General features: G+C 36.0%; 28 protein-coding genes. 11 read left to right on the top strand and 17 right to left on the bottom strand.

Annotation, left to right across the window (positions count from 1 at the left end):
• Positions 1 to 425 precede the first annotated feature (425 nt).
• The 3 genes from QUF99_RS07880 to QUF99_RS07870 all read right to left on the bottom strand — a co-directional run bounded on the left by QUF99_RS07880 (position 426) and on the right by QUF99_RS07870 (position 2,348).
• The gene (locus QUF99_RS07880; RefSeq protein WP_289369348.1) at positions 426 to 1,031 is read right to left on the bottom strand and encodes a DedA family protein; all 606 of its coding nucleotides are present in this window, start codon (positions 1,029 to 1,031) and stop codon (positions 426 to 428) included.
• A 10-nt stretch (positions 1,032 to 1,041) separates the two neighbouring features.
• The gene (locus tag QUF99_RS07875; RefSeq protein WP_289369347.1) at positions 1,042 to 1,323 is read right to left on the bottom strand and encodes a YkvA family protein; all 282 of its coding nucleotides are present in this window, start codon (positions 1,321 to 1,323) and stop codon (positions 1,042 to 1,044) included.
• A 473-nt stretch (positions 1,324 to 1,796) separates the two neighbouring features.
• Positions 1,797 to 2,348, bottom strand: a complete 552-nt coding sequence (locus QUF99_RS07870) for a spore coat protein (RefSeq protein WP_289369346.1) — start codon at positions 2,346 to 2,348, stop codon at positions 1,797 to 1,799.
• A 145-nt stretch (positions 2,349 to 2,493) separates the two neighbouring features.
• Here QUF99_RS07870 and ku point away from each other — a divergent pair, with 145 nt between their 5' ends.
• Positions 2,494 to 3,318, top strand: coding sequence for a non-homologous end joining protein Ku (ku, locus tag QUF99_RS07865; protein WP_289369345.1), 825 nt, complete (start codon positions 2,494 to 2,496; stop codon positions 3,316 to 3,318).
• 20 nt (positions 3,319 to 3,338) lie between these two features.
• Here the strand turns inward: ku and QUF99_RS07860 are convergent, their stop codons facing one another.
• Both QUF99_RS07860 and QUF99_RS07855 read right to left on the bottom strand, forming a co-directional pair.
• Complete coding sequence (locus tag QUF99_RS07860) at positions 3,339 to 4,118, bottom strand: DUF2935 domain-containing protein (RefSeq protein WP_289369344.1); 780 nt, start codon at positions 4,116 to 4,118, stop codon at positions 3,339 to 3,341.
• A 78-nt stretch (positions 4,119 to 4,196) separates the two neighbouring features.
• Positions 4,197 to 4,586, bottom strand: a complete 390-nt coding sequence (locus QUF99_RS07855) for a VOC family protein (RefSeq protein WP_289369343.1) — start codon at positions 4,584 to 4,586, stop codon at positions 4,197 to 4,199.
• A 105-nt stretch (positions 4,587 to 4,691) separates the two neighbouring features.
• Here QUF99_RS07855 and QUF99_RS07850 point away from each other — a divergent pair, with 105 nt between their 5' ends.
• The 4 genes from QUF99_RS07850 to brnQ2 all read left to right on the top strand — a co-directional run bounded on the left by QUF99_RS07850 (position 4,692) and on the right by brnQ2 (position 7,449).
• Positions 4,692 to 4,907 carry a spore coat associated protein CotJA gene (locus QUF99_RS07850; protein ID WP_289369342.1) on the top strand — a complete coding sequence of 72 codons (216 nt, stop codon included), beginning with the start codon at positions 4,692 to 4,694 and terminating at the stop codon, positions 4,905 to 4,907.
• Between the two features lie 8 nt (positions 4,908 to 4,915).
• On the top strand, positions 4,916 to 5,179 hold the full coding sequence (locus QUF99_RS07845) for a spore coat protein CotJB (protein ID WP_289369341.1): 264 nt from the start codon (positions 4,916 to 4,918) through the stop codon (positions 5,177 to 5,179).
• A 12-nt stretch (positions 5,180 to 5,191) separates the two neighbouring features.
• Positions 5,192 to 5,761, top strand: a complete 570-nt coding sequence (cotJC, locus tag QUF99_RS07840) for a spore coat protein CotJC (RefSeq protein ID WP_286123709.1) — start codon at positions 5,192 to 5,194, stop codon at positions 5,759 to 5,761.
• A gap of 368 nt (positions 5,762 to 6,129) precedes the next feature.
• Entirely contained in the window at positions 6,130 to 7,449 is a 1,320-nt protein-coding gene (brnQ2, locus tag QUF99_RS07835; protein ID WP_289369340.1) for a branched-chain amino acid transport system II carrier protein BrnQ2, read from the top strand.
• Between the two features lie 385 nt (positions 7,450 to 7,834).
• Here the strand turns inward: brnQ2 and QUF99_RS07830 are convergent, their stop codons facing one another.
• The 3 genes from QUF99_RS07830 to QUF99_RS07820 all read right to left on the bottom strand — a co-directional run bounded on the left by QUF99_RS07830 (position 7,835) and on the right by QUF99_RS07820 (position 10,542).
• Positions 7,835 to 8,839 carry an ABC transporter permease gene (locus QUF99_RS07830; protein WP_289369339.1) on the bottom strand — a complete coding sequence of 335 codons (1,005 nt, stop codon included), beginning with the start codon at positions 8,837 to 8,839 and terminating at the stop codon, positions 7,835 to 7,837.
• Between the two features lies 1 nt (position 8,840).
• Complete coding sequence (locus QUF99_RS07825) at positions 8,841 to 9,725, bottom strand: ABC transporter permease subunit (protein WP_289369338.1); 885 nt, start codon at positions 9,723 to 9,725, stop codon at positions 8,841 to 8,843.
• 82 nt (positions 9,726 to 9,807) lie between these two features.
• On the bottom strand, positions 9,808 to 10,542 hold the full coding sequence (locus QUF99_RS07820) for a YwaF family protein (protein WP_289369337.1): 735 nt from the start codon (positions 10,540 to 10,542) through the stop codon (positions 9,808 to 9,810).
• Positions 10,543 to 10,743: 201 nt separating this feature from the next.
• Here QUF99_RS07820 and QUF99_RS07815 point away from each other — a divergent pair, with 201 nt between their 5' ends.
• The 3 genes from QUF99_RS07815 to QUF99_RS07805 are packed head-to-tail and all read left to right on the top strand — an operon-like array spanning position 10,744 to position 13,702.
• Positions 10,744 to 11,847 (top strand): efflux RND transporter periplasmic adaptor subunit, encoded by a 1,104-nt coding sequence (locus tag QUF99_RS07815; RefSeq protein ID WP_289369336.1) that lies wholly within the window; start codon positions 10,744 to 10,746, stop codon positions 11,845 to 11,847.
• The gene (locus QUF99_RS07810; RefSeq protein WP_289369335.1) at positions 11,844 to 12,518 is read left to right on the top strand and encodes an ABC transporter ATP-binding protein; all 675 of its coding nucleotides are present in this window, start codon (positions 11,844 to 11,846) and stop codon (positions 12,516 to 12,518) included. The genes QUF99_RS07815 and QUF99_RS07810 overlap by 4 nt, the downstream gene beginning before the upstream one ends.
• 26 nt (positions 12,519 to 12,544) lie before the next feature.
• A complete protein-coding gene (locus QUF99_RS07805; protein WP_483298622.1) occupies positions 12,545 to 13,702 on the top strand; it encodes an ABC transporter permease in 1,158 nt (385 codons plus the stop codon).
• A 239-nt stretch (positions 13,703 to 13,941) separates the two neighbouring features.
• Here the strand turns inward: QUF99_RS07805 and QUF99_RS07800 are convergent, their stop codons facing one another.
• Positions 13,942 to 15,030 carry a DUF871 domain-containing protein gene (locus QUF99_RS07800; RefSeq protein WP_289369333.1) on the bottom strand — a complete coding sequence of 363 codons (1,089 nt, stop codon included), beginning with the start codon at positions 15,028 to 15,030 and terminating at the stop codon, positions 13,942 to 13,944.
• A 326-nt stretch (positions 15,031 to 15,356) separates the two neighbouring features.
• Here QUF99_RS07800 and QUF99_RS07795 point away from each other — a divergent pair, with 326 nt between their 5' ends.
• Positions 15,357 to 16,559, top strand: coding sequence for an MFS transporter (locus QUF99_RS07795; RefSeq protein WP_289369332.1), 1,203 nt, complete (start codon positions 15,357 to 15,359; stop codon positions 16,557 to 16,559).
• Between the two features lie 21 nt (positions 16,560 to 16,580).
• Here QUF99_RS07795 and QUF99_RS07790 read toward each other — a convergent pair whose 3' ends face one another.
• Positions 16,581 to 17,474 carry an Ig-like domain-containing protein gene (locus tag QUF99_RS07790; protein ID WP_289369331.1) on the bottom strand — a complete coding sequence of 298 codons (894 nt, stop codon included), beginning with the start codon at positions 17,472 to 17,474 and terminating at the stop codon, positions 16,581 to 16,583.
• Positions 17,475 to 17,774: 300 nt separating this feature from the next.
• On the opposite strand from QUF99_RS07790, the gene QUF99_RS07785 reads away from it, so the two are divergent.
• Positions 17,775 to 19,430: a Na/Pi cotransporter family protein gene (locus QUF99_RS07785; protein WP_289369330.1), complete on the top strand. Its 1,656-nt coding sequence runs from the start codon at positions 17,775 to 17,777 to the stop codon at positions 19,428 to 19,430.
• A 535-nt stretch (positions 19,431 to 19,965) separates the two neighbouring features.
• On the opposite strand, the gene QUF99_RS07780 is transcribed toward QUF99_RS07785, so the two are convergent.
• Positions 19,966 to 20,964: a YhdH/YhfP family quinone oxidoreductase gene (locus QUF99_RS07780; RefSeq protein ID WP_289369329.1), complete on the bottom strand. Its 999-nt coding sequence runs from the start codon at positions 20,962 to 20,964 to the stop codon at positions 19,966 to 19,968.
• A 373-nt stretch (positions 20,965 to 21,337) separates the two neighbouring features.
• Between QUF99_RS07780 and QUF99_RS07775 the strand changes: the two genes are divergently transcribed.
• A complete protein-coding gene (locus tag QUF99_RS07775; RefSeq protein ID WP_289374589.1) occupies positions 21,338 to 22,597 on the top strand; it encodes an LCP family protein in 1,260 nt (419 codons plus the stop codon).
• 159 nt (positions 22,598 to 22,756) lie between these two features.
• Here QUF99_RS07775 and QUF99_RS07770 read toward each other — a convergent pair whose 3' ends face one another.
• The 6 genes from QUF99_RS07770 to QUF99_RS07745 all read right to left on the bottom strand — a co-directional run bounded on the left by QUF99_RS07770 (position 22,757) and on the right by QUF99_RS07745 (position 26,666).
• On the bottom strand, positions 22,757 to 23,527 hold the full coding sequence (locus QUF99_RS07770) for a sulfite exporter TauE/SafE family protein (RefSeq protein ID WP_289369328.1): 771 nt from the start codon (positions 23,525 to 23,527) through the stop codon (positions 22,757 to 22,759).
• A gap of 134 nt (positions 23,528 to 23,661) precedes the next feature.
• Entirely contained in the window at positions 23,662 to 24,141 is a 480-nt protein-coding gene (locus QUF99_RS07765) for a DsrE/DsrF/DrsH-like family protein (RefSeq protein WP_289369327.1), read from the bottom strand.
• Positions 24,142 to 24,369: 228 nt separating this feature from the next.
• Entirely contained in the window at positions 24,370 to 24,666 is a 297-nt protein-coding gene (locus QUF99_RS07760) for a rhodanese-like domain-containing protein (protein ID WP_289369326.1), read from the bottom strand.
• Positions 24,667 to 24,679: 13 nt separating this feature from the next.
• Positions 24,680 to 25,042 (bottom strand): rhodanese-like domain-containing protein, encoded by a 363-nt coding sequence (locus QUF99_RS07755; protein ID WP_289374587.1) that lies wholly within the window; start codon positions 25,040 to 25,042, stop codon positions 24,680 to 24,682.
• Between the two features lie 231 nt (positions 25,043 to 25,273).
• Positions 25,274 to 25,501: a sulfurtransferase TusA family protein gene (locus tag QUF99_RS07750; RefSeq protein WP_289369325.1), complete on the bottom strand. Its 228-nt coding sequence runs from the start codon at positions 25,499 to 25,501 to the stop codon at positions 25,274 to 25,276.
• Between the two features lie 34 nt (positions 25,502 to 25,535).
• Complete coding sequence (locus tag QUF99_RS07745; RefSeq protein WP_289369324.1) at positions 25,536 to 26,666, bottom strand: MBL fold metallo-hydrolase; 1,131 nt, start codon at positions 26,664 to 26,666, stop codon at positions 25,536 to 25,538.
• Positions 26,667 to 26,707 lie beyond the last annotated feature (41 nt).

Genomic DNA, 26,707 nt, shown 5'->3' with positions numbered 1-26,707 from the left:
TTCTAACATAAAGTGAATTCCCCTTCATGGCGAAGAATGGCATAAAGTGAAACTTTGATCAGTGGGGTTTTCTTTATCCCACACCTAACTTCTTTCCTTCCTGCTGAATTTTGCGGTGAGGGTATTATCGCCCACAAATAGCAGGATAAACTTTATAACTAATGTGTAAACCATATTTTCCATGTATAATTCATCTATATAAATCCATTTTGATTTTTCGACATATAAGCCGCGGCTATGGATAACAAAAGGTGACCTGTACTCGTTTTCTCTCTTTGTTTTCACTTCGCATGGGGCAGGAAAAAGATCTGACCGCTTCTATGCATGGACGGATGCTCTCTCCCACCTAAAAAAAAGGGGTTTATGTCGATTTTTTTATTTGTATTTATATATTTCCACATAAAGAAAACGCTCTATAGGCGTTTTCACATAGACTCTGCTTTATTTTTCTTTTTCACAAATTTATAGATTAAAATCCCCCCTACAACAACACAAACTACTCCTAGCATCGGTAGCATATATTGTTCTACCATCGCACCTGCTTTGTTCCAATGAGGCCCAAGCTTCATACCTACATATACATATAACGTCGTTAATGGCAACATCGCTAAAAATGTGTAAATGCTAAACTGCCAAATATTCATTTTTGCCATTCCGCATGGAACGGATATAAGTGTACGAACTCCTGGGACAAATCTCCCCGCAAATGCTACAATCGGGCCATATTTCCCAAAAAAGTCGTCTGCCTTTTGAATTTGTTCTTCTTTTATAAAAAAGTATTTTCCATATTTGATTAATAACGGACGACCACCATAATAGCCAAGAGCATATAGTGTTAGCGGTCCTGTCGTTCCTCCGATTGTCCCTGCTAATACCGCTAGCCAAAAATTCATATCACCTTCGTACACCCAGTACCCAACAAGTGGCAATACAATTTCTGCTGGAATAAATTCAAATGTTAACGCCAGAACGACACCAAAATAAGAAAACTGCTTTAAATATTCAATCACATCTAAAATCAACTGCTCCATTTGTTAACTCCTACCCTTTGTTTAATTTGTATTTTTCTTGTAGGTGAGGCGGTGCGATTTTCACAATTCGCTGCAAGATAAACGTAACGACCGCAATATCATCTAGCACACCAAATAAGAAAAGAAAATCTGGAATTATATCAAATGGAAATACTACATATCCAATTAGAAAACCAATTGATATGATTTTCTTCTGAACAGCGACTTCTTTTGATGTAAAAAAGTCATATAAAAATGGGCCAAACCGACGAAACTGAAGCATAAATCGAAATCGGTTGATAAACTTTTTCATTGAGAACCTCTCCTTCTTCTATATACAAAAAGGACCTTTACCAAACATGGCAAAGGTCCTAAAAAGACAATAAGGGGCCCTTACCATTGCTGGTAAAGGTCTCACTAACAACAAAATTGTTGCCAATAAAGCCGAGGGTTTCTCCCTGTAATGACGACTTTATTGTAATAAGTTACTCCCCTTTATATACGCAATTTTATAAAATAACCTTAAAATATTTGATAGAACTTGTCAATCCTTTTCTATTTATCCCGCTATTTGTGGGCAGTAATACCTTCACCTCAAAGTTCAGTAGGAAGCAAAGAAGTTATATAAATCCATTTTGATTTTTCGACATATAGCCGCGGCTATGGATAACAAAAGGTGACCTGCACTCGTTTTCTCTCTTTGTTTTTACTTGGCATGGGGCAGGAAAAGGATCTGACCGCTTCTATGCATGGCCGGATGCTCTCTCCCACCTAAAAAGAAGGGGTTTATTGTAACGGTTGATAGATACTTGCTATCGCTTGTATTTCAGATTGCGGTGCTGGTGATAACGGATAATACCCTTTCTTCACCATATACTGCCAAATATCATAAGCATGTCGACTACTATTTAAAAATGAGATTTCCAAAACTGTTCTTAAATCTGGGTTTGCAAATTCTAATAAAGAACCCGCATAATTTAATGCCGAAGATTTTTGATGTAATAAATAACCTGTAGCAATTGATCGATCATTAGCTGGCTGCGCAGCCATACTTGGTGTAATTGGTGGGTATTCTCGGACGGATGCTTGTGTAAAAGAAGCTAATACTGGATTTAATTTTGAGGGCTGAAACTGTGAAATATTTGGAGTCGACTCACTTTGTACAAATCCCACTTTAAAATTATAGGCCTGTACATGAAGCGGAAGGTGTTGCTGCAACATTTGCTTTAATTCAGGTTCCTGTGCTTGTTGAATATAGGTAGCCATTGTATTAATCGTGTTGTAACAACCCAGAATCAATTCACTTAAGTCTCGTAATTCATGTGTAGCTAATTGCATTCGCTATTCCTCCTTTTCCACATTCACTTTCTAGCATCCCCTAAGAAGAGAGAAATACTATACGAAAAGTGGAAGAATGAATAGAGGTTTTCTTACATCCATATAATACATATATTCATCTTCTTTCTATAAGGAGGAAACTCATATGCATACAATATGGAAAGGCTCTCTCTCACTTGGTTTATTAAAAATCGGCATCAAATTATATAGTGCTGTAGAAGAAAAAGATATTAAGTTTCTACACCTTCATAAGGAATGCCTTACTCCGATTAAATATAAAAAGATTGCTCCTGACTGTTCCGATGATGACATTAATGAAGAAGATATTGTAAAAGCTTATGAATACGAGCCACATAAATATATTATCTTGGAAGATAAAGAATTAGCTGATCTACAAAAAGCACTTGAACCAAGAGCAATTCGTATTCTTTCTTTTGTTCAAAACGATGAAGTTGACTCTATTTTTTTCGACCGTTCATACTTTATCGGTCCTACATCAGGTTCAGAAAAGGCATATTTATTACTAAAAGAAGCACTTGAACGAACAAACAAACTTGGACTTGTTCATATTTCTGTTCGCAAAAAAACACACTTAGCTATTATTCGTAGTTTTCAAGAAGGACTCATTCTACAAACTATTCACTATCCAGATGAAATACGAAACATACGAGACATTCCAGATCTCCCTAAGAACGAAGAGACACCACTCCAAAAACAAGAAGTAGTTACAGCAATGAACTTAATTCATCATCTTACAACTCCCTTTGTTCCTGAAGAATATACAGATGAATATCGAGAAGCCCTTCTTGATTTTATTGAAGAAAAAATTGGAAAACAACAAGAGACTGAAATCATGTCTCATCCAAAAGACATTATAAATATTATGGAAACATTAAATGCTAGCATTGAAGAAGTAAAACAACAAACAATCAAGAAAAAAGAAAAAACAAATACACAAAAAGCCACATGATTGCGGCTTTTTGTGTATTCTCAAAGCGGATTACACTTTGGTATTTCCAATCCAGAAGCCTGCGCTAATTTCAATAAATAATAACATTCTTCTCTTGCCATATGGTCTGCCATTCTTCCAGATAATGAACCTAATATTTGCTCAGACAACTCTAACTCCTCCAATTCATGAAGAAACCTCGAAAATAAAGTTAATTCTAATGAAACATCTTTTGTAAATTTCTTTAGAGCTGGAAAAGAGTGTAGTTCTGTCCGCAAATAACCGGTCATTTCCAAAGCTTTTAAGTAAAATTGTTCAAAATGCTTTTCATATTCAGCACTCTTCTCTTTTAGTCGTTTTTCAACAAGGTCTAACTTGCTTTTTATTGCACCGGCATGCCCCGCTGCATCCGTTAACCAGACGAGGTGATAATGTAATTCATGGAAAACAGGCGGTACTTCTGCTTTTATTAAATATTCTAGGACGGTTATGTACTCTTCTACTTCACTCACCATATGATTGAGAAATGTCGGGGTAAAACTAATGACAACTTTTCTTTCTAACTGCTTCCTTAATATACTCAGCTTAAATTCTCTAAACTTCTCTGCTACTTCTTTTGCCTTTTTCGCAAAGTCAACCAAATTAACAGTGTGTATATTACGTAAAAGCCTATCAAAGGTTTGCACAAACCCCATCGCTGTTTGAATATCTTCCGTTTCTTTTGGAGCTAGTGCATCTGTCAGAAACTGTGCATGATCGCCAAGAACCTTCAACCAAAATTTATGTTCAAATAACGCACTTTCTTCATAGGTTCGGTCCATTCTATTACGCCCCCTTGCAACATACATTCCTTATTATTTATATTGGCGAAACATATTTGTATGTACATAACGGGAATTTTAACTACTTTCTTTCCTTCTAACTGATGAATCAATTTGAAGTCTATATTGATCTGGATCATACACAATGATAGATTTTTTCTCCTCATGGTCATCCGCTATTTCTTTATATGCCACACGATAGAATTCTAACTTTTTCTGAACCTTTTCCAGATCACAAAACGGTAAATTTAATTCTATTTGCGTCGATAGTGTTTCATCAGATACATCTCTTCTTTTCTTATTTACTATAAAACAAATCCTTATTGAGCCGATATCGTACCATACTCCAGGTACATCTAATTGTGGACGCTTCCTACTAGGCTCAAGCCCTAATACACCTTCATAAAAATATAGTGTTTCCTTCAAATTTCGTACCTCTAATACAATAGAGTTTTTAATATTATCCACATATTCTCCCCCTTGTCCCTATTAGTTTTTCTATATGAGTCATAAATGGCAATTATGTCTGAATACAATACATAGTGATATCGTTTGATAAAGGAGGTTTATATCATGGATAAATTTATGAAATCATACACACCGTACCATGGCCCAAATGATCCTTGTCCTCCCCTTGGAAAGAAATATTACTCAACTCCTCCTCATTTATATATGGGATTTCAACCACCAAATTTGCCACAATTCCCGCCAAAAGAAGCATTAAAAAAAGGCACTTTATGGCCTGCTTTTTATGATTATTATGAAAATCCATATAAGAAAGGGCGGTGAGAACCATCGTGGCTCAAACATTGCCAGATGAATTTTATAAATGGATGGAAGAACTGCAAGAACTCGATTTTGTATTAATAGAACTTACCTTGTATTTAGATACACACCCCGATGACGTTACATCTATTAAACAGTTCAATGATTTTTCTTATAAACGAAGGCTACTAAAACAGCAAATCGAGGAGAAATACGGTCCGCTTCAGCAGTATGGGAATAGCTACTCTAACGCTCCATGGGAATGGAGCAAAGGTCCTTGGCCATGGCAAATATAAAGGAGATACACTATGTGGATTTATGAAAAAAAATTGCAGTACCCTGTAAAAGTCAGTACTTGTAATCCAGCACTTGCAAAATTATTAGTCGAGCAGTACGGCGGTGCAGATGGAGAATTAGCTGCTGCCCTCCGTTATTTAAATCAACGCTATACGATTCCAGATCAAGTCATTGGTTTATTGACAGACATCGGAACAGAAGAATTTGCACACCTTGAAATGATTGCAACAATGATTTATAAATTAACAAAAGACGCAACACCTGAACAAATGAAGGCAGCTGGACTTGATGCTCAGTACGCCAATCATGATAGTGCATTATTTTATCACAACGCAGGGGGCGTTCCATTTACAGCAACATACATACAGGCAAAAGGAGATCCAATCGCAGATTTATATGAAGATATCGCAGCAGAAGAAAAAGCGAGAGCAACCTATCAATGGCTCATTAATCTATCAGATGACCCTGATATAAATGATAGTTTACGCTTTTTACGAGAACGTGAAATTGTTCATTCCCAACGCTTCCGTGAAGCTGTTGAAATATTAAAAGAAGAACGAGACAGACAAATTTATTTTTAACTATTTCATATGCACATATCGAAAAGATATGTGCATATTTCTTATTAATATCTTTGGATAAAAAGGTGTTCCCCTTTTGTCCACTCCACATAGCAAACTTCTTTCAAATCCGTTTTTTTGCATCTTTAACTCTTTCTGTAACCACACTTCACACATTTTTGTTAGTGAAAAAAACACATGTAAACGTAATATACCACCACAGATTGGGGACATATAAAAAAGCATAATTATTCAACTTAACGCATTAATTTTTAAATAATTTAAAATTCACTGTTGCTTTCTAATCATCAGACCTTTAAAATTAAAACAGTTACTCGACAAATTGTTTGAATTTTCGACGAAATGATGTTTAGGAGGATTTTCTATATATGCGTACAACTTTAAAGCCATCGCAAATTCTCTCGATTAGCTTATTGCTATTTGCGATTTTCTTCGGTGCTGGTAATATGATTTTCCCGCCTCTTCTTGGGCTTTCTTCAGGGAAAAACATGTGGATTTCTATTTCAGGTTTTATTATTACGGATGTAGGGTTGTCATTATTAGCAATTGTTGCCGTCGCTCTTGCAGGTGGTAGTTTCAAAAATCTAGCGAGCCGTGTTCATCCAAAATTTGCAGCAGTATTAGCCATTATTATCTATCTTTCAATCGGACCACTATTTGTTATTCCACGAACTGGATCTGTTTCATATGAAATTGGGATCGCACCACTTTTCCAAGAACAATGGTATTCCATGTTACTTTTTAGCTTTATTTTCTTTACGGTTGTTTACTTCTTATCATTAAACCCATCCAAATTAGTTGATCATATCGGAAAAATATTAACACCAATCTTACTTGGAATCATTGCAATTATGGCAACAAAAGCCATTATTTCACCAACAGGTTCGTTTGTAGCTCCCGTTGGTGATTATAAAGAGATTCCATTTTTCAAAGGATTTTTAGAAGGGTTTTTAACATTAGATGCGATCGGTGCTCTCGTTTTGTCAACAATTGTCGTCAATGCCATTCGTCAAAATGGTGTACAAGAAAAAACGGCAATTGCAAAATATACGATTATTTGCGGAAGCATTGCTGCTCTCTTCTTAACAATCGTTTATTTCTTACTCGGATATATCGGGGCATCAAGCGGAAACCTAGGACAATTTGAAAACGGCGGACAGCTGTTAGCAACTGTGATGTATCAGTTATTTGGGACAAGCGGTAATATTCTACTCAGCATCGCCATTATATTTGCTTGCTTAACGACAGCTATTGGTGTAGTCAGTGCTTTCGCTAACTATTTCACAAGCATATTGAAAAATGTTTCTTATAAAAAGCTCGTATTATATGTTTGTATCTTTAGTTTTATCGTTTCAAACCTAGGATTAAGCCTATTACTCAAAATTACATTACCTGTGTTAATTATTCTCTATCCGATTACAATCATCTTAATTTTCGTATCATTTATTGATAGATATACGAAATGTAAACCATCTGTATACATCGGTGCAATGGTTGTGGCATTTATCATTAGCTGCATTCACGCACTTGATAATGTAGGAATGATGCCAGCTGCTATTTCATCTATCGTAAGTACAATTCCCTTTTACAAATTAGGAATTGGGTGGATTGTTCCAGCAATCGTTGGCGGTATTATCGGTTACTTCCTACCACAGACACAAGCAGAAGGTGAAGTTTCTACAAAATAAAGTGAAGAAGCACTCATTCGTACAAGAATGAGTGCTTCTTTTAATGTGCGACCACCCTCTTTTACCACTACTACCTTCGCGGCTATGGATCAAAAGGTGACCTGCACTCGTTTTCTCTCTTTGTTTTCACTGTGTCTGGGGCAGGAAAAAGATCTGACTGCTTCTATGCATGGCCGGATGCTCTCTCCCACCTAAAAAGAAGGGTTTTATCCCGCATTAACGGGCAGTAATACCCCCACCTCAAATTTCTGCAGAAAGCAAAGAAGTTAGGTGTGGGATAAACTGCCCGTAAAAGCCCGATTGGTCAGGGCTAATAATCAGTGGGGGATGAAGAACCCCCCCCACTGATTAAAGTTTCACTTTATGTCGGTTTTTTAATTTGTATTTATATAGTATGCTTAAACGTAAATAAATCTTCTTTCGGCTGGGATAAAGACTTTGTTTCCTCTATCTTCTCTGTCTTTACTCCTTCTCCCAATCTAGCCTTCGCCATTGCTTGCTGTATGCTTAGCACCATGATATTCCCTGAAAAAATGGTTAAACCAAAAAACATAATGGGTACAAGAGGAATCCATGGATGAACCGTTAAAGATCTAAAATACGTCCCAATTAAACCAGACCATTCATGAGTAACAGAATCTATATCCTCACCATAAAAAACAATTGTCCCCCCAAAAAATAAACCAAGCATTCCTAAATGTAATAAAATAATAAGCGCTTGTACAAATTGTTGGATAAAGACAATAACAAAGCTTGTATACAAATGAGGAAATATATGTTTGAAGACAATATGTCGTTTACTACCCCCAAGTATTCTTGCAGCATCAATAAATTCTTCTGTAAATAATTTCCGTACTTCATTTGCTACATAAATTGCAAGTGTTGGCACTGCAAGAACTGTCAATAAAATAACTTCAAACGATGCTCGTTCATAAAAAGAAGATGTCATTTCACCATTTCCAAACACAATTGCACTCCGCAACATAAAATAGGCAATCATAACCATCGGAATGACTGTAAAACTATCAAAAAACGCTTCTATTTTTGCAAAGCCACGTTTTACATACGTCCCTAAAAGGACACCAAAAAGGATACCAAACAGAACACGCAACAACGCAATAAGAAGAGCAATGCCAATCGTCCATTTCCCACCTTCTACAATTAAGTGCAATAAATCATATCCTTTTCGATCCGTCCCTAACCAAAATTGCCATGATGGTGGAAAAGGAGCTGCTAGTACACCACCTTTTCCATCATAATCATACAAAATAGATACTCTGCGAATCTCTCCGTTGTTCCATATTGTATTTCCAATGCTAGCTAGAACTATACTTACCAAGAATAGAAGACCGAACCAAAAACGCTTATCGCGCTTTAAGAATGACCACATCTTATTTCGCCTCCTTTATGGAAGCAGGAACAAAATAATGAGCTAACTTAAAGATAATAAAAATTGGTATATACAGTAACAGTAAACTTACCGTAAATATTTCAACTGTCGGATGCTCTCTGATGAATATAAAAATACCAAGCGTGTTAAACAAATACTCAATAATATATAGATTGGATAACATAAACCAAATATTTGTTTTTGCAAAATATAACGTACTTAATAATACATTTCGCAAAACATGATGATTTAAAATATAAAATGTATCTAGTCCTTTTGCTTTTGCAAATAGCACATAATCTTTTTCCAATTCCGTATCAAAGCGCAGCATTAGCAATTTAACAAACATGATGGTAGTGGGTAAACTTAAACATATAATTGGCAAACCAATTACAGATTTCCCGCCCACCCCTGCAATATTTACTGCTAAAATACCCGTTTGTTGAAAAATCCAAATAACAAAGAGCTGAGAACCGATAATCAGTAAAATATCTGGAATAGACTCTAACAATAGTAGAAAAGATTTGATTCTTTTTTGGAACTTTTCGTTACTTCGTAATAAAATGTATACAATGACAAAAGCGACAATCAGTGAAATAAAAAATGAAGCTAAAAAGACAATCATTGTCTCTTTATAGTGTACAAACAATTGTGGAAATAAGTCGCGTGGCTCTGGGTGTTTACTCTGTGTAATCGGAATATACGTTAATGATGAAATATGTAATAGTCCCACACCTAGTTGTTTTAATGTCTGTATATAATTAGAAACATTCATTTGCAAACCTTGAAATAACCCTGGTAAAGCTCCTACGCAAATGATACCTATAATAGATAGAAATAATTGTAACAAAACTTCAAAACTATGAACTACGATCCTTTTAGACATTCTCCCCTTCCCTCCCCATAAATTTATTCTATAAATAATTTTCAGAATTGTAAATATTTTCTGCACAAAAAGAATCACTAGACTATGAGCCTAGTGATTCTTTTTGTATATTCGTTTCTTTTCTCGCAAATGGCATATATAATAGCAAGCATCCCATAAATGCAACGATTTCAAGTGAAATAATATAATACGGATGAGGCCCTAACACATCAAGCAATGATGCTGTTTCTAGTTTATGTGCCAAAAACATATAATTACCGCCAGTCATGTAATTCACAATCGACACAATCGGTATGATTATATTTAAAAAGATCATCGTACGTTTAATCGATTGAAAAGTAGGGCGATACCCTTCCACCCACGTCATAAAGAGTGGTGCCCAAATGAGTAATACATGTGCGATGAAATATTCTATGAAGCGAAAATGCGGGAAAGCATATTGTAAATTTGGCGTTAAAATTGCTTGTGATGCCCCAATAATACCTGTAAAAAAAACAATCTCATAGATTCGATAACTTTTTGTTAACATCATAATTGTTGCTAATAATAAACTAATCGTACACAACTCAAATGGCAATGATGTACTTAACTGAAAAATTCCAGCCTTCACTTGCCACACATCAAGTCCAATTTCACTTCCTATAAAAAGAAAGGCAATTGTATATCGAATCATTATATTCCATTGCTGCTCGCGGAGTATACCCTGACAATGATAAAGAAAATAAGCTCCTATACCGATAAGAAGAAGTATAATTACATGTTGTTTCGAATATGGAACAAATGACTTTATTGGAAAAGCACTAAAATAATTGTCCACTCTCTTTCCTCCTTTGCTACATACAACATTATTGTAAGAAAGAAAAAGACCGTCAAGTAATCTGCTTTTCATCTATATATATCGTAACATCTCAACCTTACAAAATTGTAATGTTATTGTAAGTTAAAACGATTTGTCATATTCTCTCTCTCTCCTATACTTAGAAACAGATACCAAAACGAACGAAAAGGTGAGAGATAAATGAAAAAGAAAAATAAAGTATTACTTACTGGTTTAGTAACAATCGGAATCGCAGCAGGATCGTATTTTACTTTTACTGGTGGTGGTTCTGACGTAGCTATGGCATACAGCGGTTATAAAGTGACAGAGAAAAGCATACAAAACGCACAAAAATTTGGTGGTGAAGTGATTCCAAACGGAACAGAAACCATTGCGTTTGATCCATCAAAAGGTACATATGACCTTTCTGTTAAAAAAGGCGATACAGTAGAAAAAGGACAACTGCTATTTAAATATAATGACCCTTCAATTAAGTTAGGCGTAACGGAAGCAGAGATGCAAAAAAAGTTAGCTGAAAAAGAAGTAGCATTACTAAAGAAACAAATTGATGCAGCGAAGCAAAAATTGCAAAAAGATAAGAATGCTGGTTCTCCACAAGAAATGCTAAAAGCAACTGAATCTGAGATTCAAGGGCAAGAAGCACAGCTTGAAATGAAAAAATTCGAAGTAGAAAAAGCAACACAAATGATTCAAGCAAACAACGAAAAATTAAATACACTTGCTGTAACAAGCCCAGTTGATGGTGTAGTTGAAGATATCACAAAAGGTATAGATGAAAAAACTGGTATGAGTGGTATTACACTTCGCACTGCTGGTCCATTAAAAGTAAAAGGCCAACTATCTGAATATGAATTGGCGCAAGTAAAAATAGGGCAAGAAGTAACTGTTACATCAAAAACGGTAGCAGGTAAGACATGGACAGGTAAAGTAACAGAAATCAGTTCAACCCCATTAAAGAGCTTGGATGAGAACAAAACAGTATCTAACTATCAATTTATCGTTACATTAGATAACAATGAAGAATTACAAACTGGTTTCCACGTATATGTAACAAGTAAGTCAGGTGAAGCAAGTGGTACAGTCGTTCCGAAAAGCAGTATCGTGAAAAAAGGTGATAAACATGTTGTATTCATCATTAAAGACGGTAAGGCAAAAGAACAAGCAGTTACAGTTGAATTTGAAACAGATGGCGAAGCAAAAGTTACTGGCGTAAAGAAAGGTGACCAAATCATCTCTAAACCAGGAAAAGACTTAAAAGATGGTATGGAGGTTGTCGCCCAATGATTGATTTAAAAGGCATCACGAAATCCTTTCAAAACGGTAAAGAAACAGTTCAAATCTTACACGGTATTGATGTAACACTTAACCAAGGTGAATTCACTTCCATTATGGGTCCATCTGGTTCAGGTAAATCGACATTAATGAATATCATTGGTTGCTTAGATAAACCAACAACTGGCACCTATTCATTAGCTGGGCAAAACATTTCTAGCATGTCTGAAACGGAACTCGCACATATTCGAAATAAAGAAATTGGATTTGTATTCCAAAACTTTATGCTACTCCCTCGTTTAACAGCACTACAAAATGTTGAATTACCGCTTATTTACGCTGGGATCGATAAAAAAGAACGACGTGAGCGTGCATTAGCCGCGTTAACAAAAGTAGGTCTGGCAGATCGTGCAACTCACCTACCAAATGAATTATCAGGTGGTCAAAAGCAGCGTGTTGCGGTCGCTCGTGCGATTGTTAATAATCCAAAGTTCATTTTAGCGGATGAACCAACCGGTGCATTAGACACAAAAACAAGTAAACAAATTATGGATCTCTTTTACGAATTAAACAAACAAGGCTCAACAATCATTATGATTACCCATGATCGTGAAATCGGGGAAGCGGCAGCACGCCAAATTGTAATTCGTGACGGAATTATCGTCCAAGATTGGAGAGGTTAATTTTGAACACAAGTGAAAATATACGCATGGCCCTATCCTCCATCTTCGCCCATAAAATGCGTTCAGTTTTAACGATGCTTGGGATTATTATTGGGGTCAGTGCAATTATTACTATTATCTCTATCGGTGATGGAACAAACGCAAAGTTCCGTGAACAAATTGGAAAAGAAAAGCAAGATGAATTTCAAGTCAATTATCGAACAGACGACTATTCTGATATGGATGGAAAAATCTCTGGAAGCATGTATGAAAGTGTCTTAAAAACTCCCGGCGTAAAAGACGTATATCCAAACGTTTCATCTAAAGAAAAAATTTATGCTGGTAAAAAAGAACTTGATGTCGACCTTAAAGGTATTAAAGGCGATTATTTCAACGATGAAGCTAATATTCAGTTAGAGCATGGCAATTTTTTAACAGCTTCAGACTTAGATAAACCTGAACATACCATTGTATTAAACAAAGATGCATTCGATAAATTATTCTCTTCTTGGGAGCCAAACTTATATGTAGATATAAAAGGCACTCCCTATAAAGTAGTCGGTGTCTATTCTACTAAAGCAATGATGGGTGGTATGGAATTTAAAGAAGGTGCAATTTCTGCAGAGAACTGGCCAGTATTATTTGGAAAAAATAATTACGACGGTATTACAGTAAAAACCGCTTCTGGCCATGATAAACAAACCGTTCAGAAAGCAGTTGTAGCAAAACTGAATGCTATGAAAAAACCAGAACACTTAGGGAAATTCAGCGTTCCCGATCCACAAGACGCATTAAAAGAAATCGATGGATTTACAGGAATCTTAAAAAGTGTGTTCGGTGGTATCGCAGCAATTTCACTATTAGTTGGTGGTATCGGTGTTATGAATATCATGCTTGTATCGGTAACAGAACGTACACGTGAAATCGGTATCCGTAAGGCACTTGGTGCAACGCGCGGAAAAGTATTAATGCAATTCTTAATTGAATCTTGTATCTTAACTGCTCTAGGTGGTTTCATTGGATTCATGCTCGGTATCTTCTTTGCTTGGATTGTGGCAATATTCGCCGGATGGCCACTTGTTGTTTCAGTAAAATTAGGTCTTACTTCCGTAGCATTATCTATGCTAATCGGTATTCTATTCGGTTTACTTCCAGCGAACAAAGCTGCGAAGCTTGATCCAATTGAATGTTTACGATATGAATAAGAAACAAAGCTGCCTTCATAGGCAGCTTTGTTTCTATTTATATAAATACAAATTAAAAAACCACCATAAAACCCTTCTTTTTAGGTGGGAGAGAGCATCCATTCATGCATAGAAGCGGTCAGATCCTTTTCCTGCCCCATGCCAAGTGAAAAAAAGAGAGAAAACGAGTGCAGGTCACCTTTTGTTATCCATAGCCGCGGCTTATATGTCGAAAAATCAAAATGGATTTATTATAGAGACTATTTTTTTAACGTAAATCCAAATTTATCCCAAGCCTGTAAATAATCTAGTAGGAAAATCTCTTCTTCAATTACACGGCCGACCACGTTCGTTTTTCCTGTATTGACCATATCTTTTAAGGCAATTTGTAATTCACCTTTATACTGACCATACTGCTCATTATCGATGAGAATATCACCACGTTTAATCGCTCTTGTATTATGCGGTTTAAAATCTTCTTTTTTATACTTCACACGGCTTTGTGTTGAACGGATCATATATTCAGACACATCCCCACGATAGAAATGAGGCTCTTCTAATACAATTTTCCGCTCTAAATCCGTAGTTGTTTCATAAATTTCTATGTCAAACGTTTGTTTTTCTTTATTTAACGTGCCCAGCGCTTTCAACTCTTCTTCTGACGCATACGCATTTGCAATCACAACGTCATCAATTAATTCTGTCGCAAATAAATGTTTTGCCTGTGTTGTCATTGGCAGTTCGCGATGTTGTTCTACTGTACATAATCCTTCCGTTACCGGCCATGGACCATATACCGCATCAAATGATGTAATGAAAGCTGCAGTTCTCATACCGTAATCTTTAAATTGTTTTGAGCATGTAATGAAATGATCATAGGAAAGACCAGAATAGCGATGTGGATAAAAATTATGACAACCGATTAAATTTTCACGATTTGGACGATGACTCATAATATTATCAACATATTTTGTACCATTACTCATATTAATCTCAATTTTTAAACCATATGGATTATACGTCATAATGGATTCTTCTAATCCTGAAAAACCAACATCAAGACGAATACCATATGCACCTAAATCATGGAAAAATGAAAGATCATTATAAGAAATACCAAGCTGTTCGAACACGGCTGGACTAATATCAACAAGCACTTGGAAACCCAGTTCATTTGCATGAGAAATCGTTTCCTTAAATTCTTTTATAACTTTCTCTTTTTCTCCATCCACAGATAATAAACATGTGAATACACGTGTAAAACCATATTGATGTGCTACAGTTAAATATTCCTTATCTTTCTCTACTGTAGAGTGCTCTGGATAAATAGAAATACCTAATCGTCTCATATGTATACGCCTCTTTCTTCATCATCATTTTGTAAACCTTTTCAAAACCTCATAGCAACACAGTTGTAGATCCCCTTCTGTTTCACTATCCATTTGAATCCGCTTTCTTTTTAGTGGTTAAAAATTACACCTATTAATCACAACAACTAGCAGACTATACATCTATACTTTACCCTTTTTTTAACAATTTGTGTAGCATTTACACAAATTGTTAAATATTTCCGCCGAAAAATTGTTACGTCATTTCAATTCGCCTTTCTTGACTGTTACATTGACCAATACATATACTCGAAAGAACAAAGAAAAAATATATAGGGGCTGAATATATGGGAGAAGCAGTGCTCGTAAAGCGAGAACCGTTATGGACAAAAGAGTTTATAGCTCTTATTCTGGCAAATTTATGTATGTTTTTGGGGTTTCAAATGTTAATTCCAACTTTGCCCGTCTATGTAAAAGAGATTGGTGGCACAAGTTCAATCATTGGATTTGTTGTTGGGATGTTTACTGTAGCAGCACTCATTATTCGGCCGTTAACAGGAAATGCACTACAAAAATACAGTAAAAAAATGATTTTAATGATTGGAACTGCCATTTGTTTACTCGCCATGGGCAGCTATCTTTTTGCCTCAACTGTCTTTCTTCTTCTCGCCGTTCGTATTTTACATGGAACCGGTTTTGGTATTACAACCACTACATATGGAACCGTTGTCTCCGACCTAATTCCAGCTGCCCGCCGGGGCGAAGGTATGGGGTATTTTGGATTATCCGGAACGATAGCAATGGCGCTTGGTCCTCTCATTGGACTTTGGCTCATGCAAACGTATAATTTTACGATTCTTTTTTTATGTGCGCTATCTTGCACAGTCGTCTCTTTAATATTAACAAAATTGCTAACGATTCAAGCAACAACAAAGCCCATTCAACACACACATGAATCCTTTTTAGATGGATTTATTGAGAAAAAAGCTTTACTTCCTTCATTATTAATATTATGTCTCACATTAATGTACGGGGGGATCGGTAGCTTTATCACGTTATTCGCTACACAGGTTGGCATCGCTGATATTAGCCTTTTCTTTTTATTTAACGCACTTGCAATTGCTGTAACGCGCCCATTCTCCGGAAGACTATACGATGTAAAAGGCCACGCCTTTGTCATTATTCCCGGAGTCATCTTAACATTCGCAGGAATTATCCTTCTGTCATATACAACAACAATACCAAGTTTAATTCTTGCCGCAAGCTGTTATGGAAGCGGATTTGGCGCGATTCAACCTGCACTGCAAGCATGGATGATTGACCGTGTAGCACCACATCGCCGCGGCGTTGCAACTGCAACATTCTTTTCCGCATTTGACCTTGGCATTGGAGCCGGGGCAATTATCTTTGGATTTATCGCACACTTTACTGACTATGCCACTGTATATCGGTATTCTTCCGTGTTGCTTATCGCCTTTCTCTTTATTTATATTACAAATTTACGAAAACAAAAACGTATGGATAAAAAACATGAAAAAGCTGCTGGATGAGCCAGCAGCTTTTTCATGTTTTTATTTATCGCGATGATACTTTAATTTCGTTGTTACATTATCTCCAAAATATGTCTCAGAACCATATTCTCCAGAAGCAACAACTTTTGTCGTTAACAGAACCTTATTCCCAGCTAATTGAATTGTTGCCTTTTGCAGTACATTACTTCTTACATTTGTAAATGAGAATGTTCCAACTCCATTGTTGTCAAATGTAACAATAGCCCCTTCCTGTGCTCCATCAGGCTTAGCGTTTTCACAATTCCTTGATTTTTGAGCATGCATTTGCGCACCTAAATGAACCTTGGCTACATTTTTGTCGGTAAACTGGATCGTAGCAAAAATTCCGTTTCCGCAATAGTCGTCTGAATCTGTCCACAATCCATTATACGATGTAAAATCTTTTGTATTGTCCACTTCTTTTTGTACGTTTTCATTTGCTTGAGATTCATTTTTCTTTTCAGTCTGCTCAGATATATTTTCCTTTTGATCTTCTTTCACTTTAAAAACTACTTTCAACGGTTTTCCAATTTCAGAGCCATCTGCTGCTTTCACTTTACTTGTTACAAATGCAGTATATGTACCTTGTTGTTTCTCTTTATTCAGCGGCTCGATAATGAGCTTTGTTCCATTTATTTTCAGCTTACTTTCTACTTTCGCGTTTTCTTCATCCATCACATAAACAGATTCAGATGTCACTGTCCCAGGATCAATTTTATGTTTTAAGTCTATCTCCATTGGATCTTTAGCAGTAATAGATGCCTGTACGGGAACTTCTTCAAATTGATCTTCCTTACTACCCTTTGTTTCATGTGTTTCTTTTGTATTAACTTCTTGTTTTTCAGAACTACAACCAGCTAAGCCGACTCCACACAAAATAACTAACAGCATTGCATATTTCCCAAATTTATTCATTACCATCCCCACTTATGTAGTATTATTCTCCCTAACTTATTTTACCATTTTTCTGATAAATATTAATATTTTTTTCACTTACTTCCATATACATAGATAACTACTATTTAACTCACACCCTATTTGTATAAAAAGCACTGCATAATTTCTACCTATAGTTAAATCCAATGATTCCTTTACACAAATGTAAATTTTTTATCTGTTTGTAAAATTAGTGTAAATTTTATCAACAAACCGTTTACAGAATCTCAACGTTTAGTTAATAATTACACCGTACATGAAATTTAAGGAGTGGAATGCGTGGAATTTAATGTTCAAGATATGATCTTCCAATTTATTGGTGGATTAGGTATTTTCTTATTTGGGATTAAGTACATGGGAGATGGACTGCAACAAGCAGCAGGTGATCGCCTTCGTGATATCCTTGATCGCTTTACAACAAACCCACTTATGGGCGTATTAGCTGGTATGTTAGTTACCGTACTCATTCAATCTAGTTCAGGAACAACCGCTTTAACAGTCGGACTTGTAAGTGCTGGATTTATGACACTTAGACAAGCAATTGGTGTTATTATGGGTGCTAACATCGGGACAACTGTTACAGCATTTATTATCGGAATTAAAATCGGAGAATATGCGCTTCCTGTTATGGCAGTTGGAGCTATCCTATTATTCTTCTTTAAAAATAAAAAAGTACAATCTCTAGGTCAAGTAATATTCGGATTCGGTATGTTATTCTTTGGTTTAGAATTAATGAGCACTGGTATGAAACCACTACGTTCTCTAGAATCGTTCCAAGAATTAACGGTAAGCATGAGCGACAGTCCAATTCTAGGAGTCATCGTTGGTACAATATTCACTTTAATTGTACAAAGTTCAAGTGCAACAATCGGAATCTTGCAAGAACTATTTGGTCAAGGGGCAATCGATTTAAAAGCTGCCCTGCCTGTATTATTTGGTGATAATATTGGAACAACAATTACTGCTGTCTTAGCAGCAATTGGTACTTCTATCGCAGCAAGACGTGCAGCATTAGTTCACGTTATTTTTAATATCGTTGGAACCATTATCTTTACCATCTTATTAGTTCCATTTACAAACTTAGTTACTTATTTCCAGCAATCCTTAAACTTAAATCCAGAAATGACGATTGCTTTTGCACATGGAACATTTAACGTAACCAATGCAGTTATTCAGTTCCCGTTCATTGCTGTCTTAGCATGGATTGTAACAAAAATTATACGCGGAGAAGATGCAGCAATTGACTTCAAACCGCAACATCTCAATCCAATTTTCATTGAACAATCTCCTGCCATTGCTTTAACAGAAGCACAAAAGGAAATTGTACGCATGGCGGAATTCTCATTACACGGACTAAAAGAAGCAAATCAATTTTTAAATACAAAACAAAAGAAACATGCCGATATGGTTGCTCAATTAGAAGGAGCCATTAACAATTTAGATAAAAAAATTATAGAGTATTTAGTGTCTCTTTCAGCAAGACCACTATCATCCGTTGATTCTGAAAAACACTCAGTATTAGCAGGCGTTGTCGGTGATATTGAACGTATCGGTGATCATGTAGAAAACTTAGTAGAACTCGTGGACTTCCAGATATCTAATCGCGCTTCACTGTCAGATACAGCAATGGCAGAATTAAATGAAATGCTTGAATTAACAACCTCAACATTACAGGATGCAATTGTAGCTTTAACAAACTTCGATGTAGAACTTGCGCAAACTGTAATTACGAAAGAACATAAAATTGATCAAATGGAACGTGTTCTACGTAAGCGTCATGTCATGCGTCTAAATGAACGTAGCTGTTCAGGCGATGCAAGTATCATCTATGTTGATATGGTAAGTAACTTAGAGCGTATCGGTGACCACGCTGTAAATATTGCAGATGCTGTTTTAGGTGAAAAAGGAAAAGTAGCATTAAAGCAAACACTATAGTAAGAAAAATTCCTTCTATTTAATATTCACACCACTATCTATCTTATATATAAATACAAATTAAAAAACCGACATAAAGTGAAACTTTAATCAGTGGGGGTTTTCTTCATGCCCCACTGATTATTAGCCCTGACCAATCGGGCTTTTACGGGCAGTTTATCCCTCACCTAACTTCTTTGCTTTCTGCAGAAATTTGAGGTGGGGGTATTACTGACCGTTAATGCGGGATAAACCCCTTCTTTTTAGGTGGGAGAGAGCATCCGTTCATGCATAGAAGCGGTCAGATCCTTTTCCAGCCCCAGACATAGTGAAAACAAAGAGAGAAAACGAGTGCAGGTCACCTTTTATTATCCATAGCCGCGGCTATATGTCGAAAAATCAAAATGGATTTATATAGTACATTTGTCATCGGATCTTCTGTACCTCGTGTTGTATGAGGGTATATTAAAAAGAAAGTTAAACAGAACTCACTTTTTAATCATGTCATATATTTAAACAACAAAATCTACTACTATACAATTAATAAACATAGTCTTTATGATAGATTTACAATCGTTCTTCCTTTTAATTCCCCTTGTAATATATGTTCAATCTTTTCATCTAATCCTTCTAACGTACATTCTACTGTATAACGTAATAACTCTGGATTTTTCCATTCTTCCGCTAATAATAACCAAACTTGCTTTCTTACTGTCATCGAACATTGCACAGAATCTATCCCTAGCAAGTTAATACCGCGTAAAATAAATGGATAGACAGAGGTTGCAAGCTCATGTCCCGCAACATTACCACATGTCGTCACACTACCTCCGTACTGAACAACTTTAAGAGCTGTCGCTAATGTATTGCCACCAACAGTATCAATCACACCTGCATATACTCCCTTTAACATCGGTTTTCCAGATTGGTCGTTGATTTTATCACGGTGAATGACCTCTTTCGCACCTAACTGAAACAACATATCTTCCTCGTCTTTTTTTCCAGTTGCTGCTACTACCTCATATCCTAGCTTGGCTAAAATGCTAACAGCAACACTACCAACTCCGCCTGTCGCTCCTGTGACAAGAACTTTCCCCTGCTCTGGTGAAATGCCTGATGCGATTAACTTATGAACAGAAAGAGCAGCTGTAAACCCTGCCGTTCCATACATCATACTTTCTTTTAGTGAAATTCCTTCAGGTAAAGGAACAACCCATGATGCTGGCACACGAATATATTGGCCAAGTCCACCAGATGTATTCATTCCTAAATCATATCCCGTTACAATGACTTGATCGCCTTGCTCTAAGGAAGCATCTGTACTACTAACAACTTTACCCGCTGCATCAATCCCTGGCGTATGCGGATATTTTCTTGTAACCCCTTTATTCCCTGTTGCTGAAAGTGCATCTTTATAATTTAATGAGGAGTAATGAACACGAATACATACTTCTCCTTCTGGTAGGTCACTTATATTTCTCTCTACAATACTTCGTTCAAATTGGTTTCCTTCTCTTTCATTTACAAGCATCGCTCGGAATGTTGTACCATTCATGCTGTCTCTCTCCTTTATTTGCCTACTTTATATTTTATCCCGATTAAACGGGCACATTGACATCGTTCTACTTTATTATATAAGACCAATAAAGTACCAAGTAATCGCTCTCTTGAACATATTTCAACAAATCCTACTTCCCTACCATTTTCTCATAGCACGTATTTCTATTTCCAATAGAACGAATTATGTGTGTTTCATTACTCATATTCCCTCAATTTCACTTCAAGCGAGGTCGAAAAATCTGACTTTTCATAAAATAAGTTGAATTTTTACGAATTGTTAATGATTTGTAATGTCTTTTTTCGCCAGGATTCATTATAATTAGTTGATATGAGTGTCGTATCTCAATCCAAATGAAGGAGTATATGAAATGGAGCAAAACTCACCTTTGCAACAAAATACACGAAATAATAAGAAAACAGGTAAGAAAAAGACCAAAATCATTATAAGTATCCTTTTATTATTTTTCATAGTAGGAGGCGGCTATACATGGTTTTTAGTAAATAAAGCATCCTCTGCGGTTCGAAATGCCGCTCACGGTTTAGAGCGTGGCGATAAGTCTGACTTACGCGATAAAGCAGTTAAACCTATTTCTAATAATGTATCTGTATTAATAATGGGTGTTGATGAAAGCGACGTACGTGGCAAAGAATACGGTGCTGCCATACGGACAGATGCAATGTTACTTGCAACTTTTAATAAAGATAGTAAAACCGTTAAACTTTTAAGCATTCCACGAGACACATATACTTATATTCCAGTAGAAAAAAAGAACGATAAAATTACACATGCACATGCATTTGGTTCTGCCAAGAATGGTAAAACTGGTGGACCACAGGCTAGTATTGATGCAGTTGAAAAATTACTTCACGTCCCTGTCGATTACTTCGTAAAATTCAACTTTAAATCATTTATGAAAATTGTTAATGACTTAGACGGCATTGAAGTTGACGTACCTGTAGAATTTACTGAACAAGATAGTAACGATAATGCTGGTGCAATCCATCTCAAAAAAGGGGTACAAAAATTAAACGGCGAAGAAGCACTTGCACTTGCTAGAACGCGCCATATTGATAGTGATGCAATGCGTGGACAACGTCAACAACTTGTTATCGAAGCCATTCTCAAAAAACTAACAAGTGTTGACTCTGTTACAAAAGTAGGAGCTATTATTGATGATATTAACGGACAATTTGTTACGAACTTAACATTTGATGATATGTTGTCATTCTATAAATACGGTTCAGATTCTTCAATTGAGAAATTACAAATTACCGGTAAAGATTGTTATATGTCAGCTGGTGATGATCAATGTGGTCGTGCGGGTGACGGTGGTACGTATTACTATGTGCCTGAAGAAAAAGATTTAACAGATCTAACAAATCAACTTCGTACTCATCTTGGGCTATCTGAGTATAAAAAAACAACTGACTCACAGAAAGAGAGCAAGAAAAAAGAGAGTTCCGACAAAGTAAAAAAAGCAGATTCCGAGGACAACGACAGCAATAACAATAATACTCACAACTCCGAGGACAACAATAGCAATAACAAAGGCAATAGCACTCGCAACTCCGAGGACAACAACAGCAATAGTAATGGTGAGACAGAAACAACATCGAATAATAATTAATAAAAAAATCAGCCCTATGGAGATAGGGCTGATTTTTTTATGTTTTTTATTCTTCATTTCACTTTATCCCGCATTAACGGGCTGTAAAAGCCCGATTGGTTCAACTAATAATCAGTGGGGGATGAAGAACCCCCCCACTGATTAAAGTTTCACTTTATTCTACTGTATCCATATTTTAACCGATGTTACGACAATTAATATCGCTAATATCCACTGTAATACTTTTTGATTCATTTTTTTACCTATACTCGCTCCGATAGGCGAAGCAAGTATACTTGCGATAGCAATAATAATAGAAGGAAGTACCATAACTTGTCCAGTCGTAATTTTTCCAATCATAGTACCTATAGATGAAATAAAGGTAATCGCTAATGAAGTTGCGATTGTTACACGCGTAGGAAGTTTAAGAATAACGAGCATAATTGGCACTAATAGAAATGCTCCTCCAGCTCCCACAATCCCTGCAGATGCCCCGACTAAAAATGCTAATGCACTAGCTAACCATTTATTATAAGTAAGTGCCTCTAATGATATATCCTCGCGGTTCTTTTTCGGTACAAACATCATAAAGGCTGCAATCGTAGCTAAAATTGCATACACAATATTAATTTGGCTCTCATCTAATATCTTTGAACCTAGACTACCTACAAAACTCCCTATTAAAATGCTCGTTCCCATAAATAAAACTAATGTTTTATTTATATATCCATCTTTACGATATACCCATATACCTGCAAAAGTTGCAAAAAATACTTGTACCGCTGTGATTCCACTTACTTCATGTGCTGTATAACCAGAAAACCCCAATAATACAGGAATATACAAAAACATGGGATAGTTAATAATGGCACCGCCAATGCCCACCATTCCAGAAATAAATGAACCAATAAAGCCAACTATAAAGATTACAACTATAAAACTAAGGCTCATGTTCATTCTTCCCCTTTCCCTTTTTTGCGAAAATGTATCTTATAATTGAATACCTTCCATACATGTCAAACAAATTTTTCATGTCACAACATGCTCAATACCACTACCCGTTGGGTTTTTTTTAAGTCTAAAATTCAAATAAACAAATTTACATTTCCTTCAGAAGCATCTGCTAAATACGCTGCCACTCCTGCAAATTCTACATCTTCCATAATTTCTTCTTCTTTTAGCCCTAATAAATCAACTGTCATTTGACAAGCTACCAGTTTAACTCCTTGCTCTTTTGCCATATCAATTAAACCTGGTAGAGGCATTGCATTGTGTTTCTTCATCACATGCTTAATCATTTTCGGTCCCATACCAGCAAAATTCATTTTAGATAAGCTCATCTTATCAGCACCACGAGGCATCATTTTTCCAAACATTTTTTCTAAGAAATTTTTCTTTGTAGGGACATGCTCATCTTTACGAAGCGCATTAAGTCCCCAAAATGTATGAAAAATCGTAACCTCTTGATCATACGCTGCTGCACCATTTGCAATAATATACGCTGCCATCGCTTTATCATAATCTCCGCTAAACAATACAATTGTGGTCTTTTTCTGTTGTCCCATGATGAACCCTCCCGTCTCCACTCATACCCACGTGGTAATCAATAGTTCGTGCAAAGTCCTTTCTTTCCTAAAAGTCTTTGCATTTTCTTTCATATAAACCCATTTTGATTTTTCGACATATAAGCCGCGGCTATGCATGGCCCGATGCTCTCTCCCACCTAAAAAGAAGGGGTTTATGTCGGTTTTTAAATTTGTATTTATACATATCGTTTTTCATACACTTGACTATTATTCTATTTTTCCTTCCCAAGCTAACATACCACCGTTCATATTAATAACTAGAAAACCATTACTCTCTAAAAATTGAACTGCTCGCGAGCTTCTGCCACCAGAACGACATACCATGATATACTCTTTGTTTTTATCTAATTCATGCATACGAAACTCTAATAAGCCAAGTGGAATATGAAGCGCTCCTGGAATTTTTCCTTCTGTAACTTCTTCTACTTCACGCACGTCAATAATGTTTAATTCTTCATCATTCATAAGTTTATTTTCTAATTCTTTAGCTGTAATCTCTTTCATTTGTAATGCCTCCTTAGTTCCAAGCATTCATACCACCTGAAACATTTGTAATGTGTTTAAATCCTAGTTTCTTTAATACTTTTGTTGCTTGTTTACTTCTCATTCCACTCTGGCAAATTACTACCACTTCTTTGTTTTTATCTAAACTATTTGCTTTTCGTGCTAGCTCATTCAGTGGAATGTTACGAAAAGCATGAATATGATTGCCTTTAAATTCTCCTAGTGTACGAACATCAATAAATTGTTTATTCTTTTTATTCATCTCCCTTTTGAGTTCTTCTCCACTTATGTTTTTCACTCCCTTAATTGGTAAAAAACGAGATACAATAAACCAAGAAATAAGTACAATGAAAACGATATTTAATGCTACATTCATACTCATACAACATGACCTCCAATCCTTTGTTGTTCACTTTTCATCATTACGCCGCATACATTTCCAACATTTTACTTCCGCATAATTTTTCCCTACTTGTATCATGGAGTTGCTATCGACTTAACATGATTCAAAAGGTTCTAATCACAATGCTTTACTCCGAACACATCCTTTTATCATTTACATGTACATTGTATTAAGCTGATGCATTCATAGAGCAAGCTCTTTCTCTTACGCTTTCTTAATCCAGAATGTTAGCACACCAGCTTCTTCAGTATGTTGTAATACTTCATGTCCGCCAGCTTGTGCCCAAGCTGGAATATCCTTTATAGCTCCTTTATCTGTTGAATGAACCTCTAGAATCTCTCCAGATTGTAAAGCATCCATCTCTTTTTTTGTTCTTACGATTGGCATTGGGCATGCTAATCCTTTTGTGTCTAATACTTGTTTTACATTCATTTTATATACCTCCGATAGTATGTTTATTTTTGATTTATTCATGAACCGCACAGCGATTTGGTCCAATTTCCATTTCGCGTTTTTCTTCTTCACTTGGATTGATTTTCCCCATATTTATTTGACGAATGTCTTGATATGCATTTGGTTGAGGTGGTAAATTCTCTGTAACTGTTCTACGAAACTCTGCCTCATCCTCAATATTTAATCCCGCATTCTGTACAAATAAATCTTTCAATTTTGCACTAACCACGCCTTGTTCATCCATTTCACTCACTTTAGAATAATGAGCTGGTAAAACGATTAAATCCTGGGATAATACTTTATAACGTTTATATAAAGTATTACGTAAATCACTTACCCAATCTTCCGCTTTACCTGCAAGATCTGGACGACCAATAGAATCTACAAATAGAATGTCACCTGATAGAAGATAGGAACCATCTATAATGAATGATGTACTTCCAATTGTATGTCCTGGTGAATAGATCACTTGAATGTCAATTTTTGTTGTTCCAACTGTAATCACAGTTCCTTCTACAAGTGGTTCATAAGAAAATACGACTTCTTCCGCATCTTTTGGTGGTAACCAATACGTACCGTTCACCTGCTCAGCTAACTTACGACCACCAGAAATATGATCGGCATGTAGATGTGTATCCATAACATGTGTAATCACTGCACCTTGTTCTTTCGCAAATTCCTCATATGCTTGAATTGTACGTACGGAATCAATAACTGCTGCTTCACCATTAGAAACAACCATGTAAGATAAACATCCTTTACCCACACGATTAAATTGATACATGCTGCCACCGTCTTTTAAGTTACCCACTTTAATCGGCTTTACATATTCACTCCATGCTTTCATACCACCAGCTAAATAATATACATTCTCTACACCAGCTTCTACGAGCTGTTCGGCAACAAACTTGGAAGACCCTTCTTTCGCACATATCACAAGAATATCTTTGTCTTTTGGCAATTCAGCTAAAATACCGTCTACACCCTCTAATAAATCAAAGTATGGTTTATTGATAGATGTTACTTGCTTCCCTTCAATTTTCCAGTCAACATAGTCAGCTTCGTTACGAACATCTAAAATGAACAGTTCTCCAAATAAAACCTTCTCAGCAACATCTTTCGCTTGTAATCCTACAACATACATTACCTTACCCCCTATGGTATTTTTATATTTAAAAAAATTAG

This window comes from Bacillus sp. DX4.1 (assembly GCF_030348195.1).
Classification (GTDB): domain Bacteria; phylum Bacillota; class Bacilli; order Bacillales; family Bacillaceae_G; genus Bacillus_A.
The sequence above is the reverse complement of the archived record's forward strand: the minus strand, read 5'-3'. Positions and strand labels throughout refer to the sequence as shown.